Source organism: Pseudomonas psychrophila, from assembly GCF_001043005.1.
Classification (GTDB): Bacteria; Pseudomonadota; Gammaproteobacteria; order Pseudomonadales; family Pseudomonadaceae; genus Aquipseudomonas; species Aquipseudomonas psychrophila.
The window spans coordinates 1-631 of record NZ_JYKZ01000076.1 but is presented as its reverse complement, the minus strand read 5'-3'; the positions used below and the strand labels follow the sequence as shown (position 1 = coordinate 631).

Here is a 631-nt window from a genome sequence, read left to right as displayed (position 1 = left end):
GAACTCGCGCCAGAGCGTCCTGCCGGTATTGCACGGTTTGCCGACCTGATTACCTTTGTCGAAGACCGCCCCGGTCACGACCGACGCTATGCCATCGACGCCAGCAAGATCGAGCGCGAACTGGGCTGGGTGCCCGAAGAAACCTTCGAAACCGGCCTGCGCAAAACCGTGCAGTGGTATCTGGATAACCTTGACTGGTGCAAGCACGTTCAGGACGGCAGCTATCAGGGCCAGCGCCTGGGCTTCACTGCTCCGCGGGATCTGATGGCATGAAGCAGCCCGCAGCGCCCTTGAAAATCCTCGTCATCGGCAAAACCGGGCAAGTGGCAATCGAGCTGCAAAAGCACCTGACCGGACTTGGCGAACTGATTGTGCTGGGCCGCGACACGCTTGATCTGAACCAGCCCGCGCAAATCCGTGCTCAGGTGCGGGCACACACGCCCGACCTGATCATTACCGCCGCCGCGCACACCTCGGTGGATCTGGCTGAAAGCGAACCGGCGCTGGCGTATGCAATCAATGGCACCGCGCCTGGCGTATTGGCTGAAGAGGCGGGTGCATTGGGCATCCCGCTGATTCATTACTCCACCGATTACGTGTTCGATGGCACCCAAACAGCACCCTATACCGA

General features: G+C 60.5%; 2 protein-coding genes. Both read left to right on the top strand.

Annotation, left to right across the window (positions count from 1 at the left end; genetic code table 11):
- A partial coding sequence (locus tag TU76_RS24155) for a GDP-mannose 4,6-dehydratase (RefSeq protein WP_048352676.1) occupies positions 1-273 on the top strand: 273 nt, incomplete at its 5' end.
- On the top strand, positions 270-631 hold a 362-nt coding region (locus TU76_RS24150; protein WP_193388250.1), incomplete at its 3' end, for an SDR family oxidoreductase. The genes TU76_RS24155 and TU76_RS24150, both read left to right, overlap by 4 nt.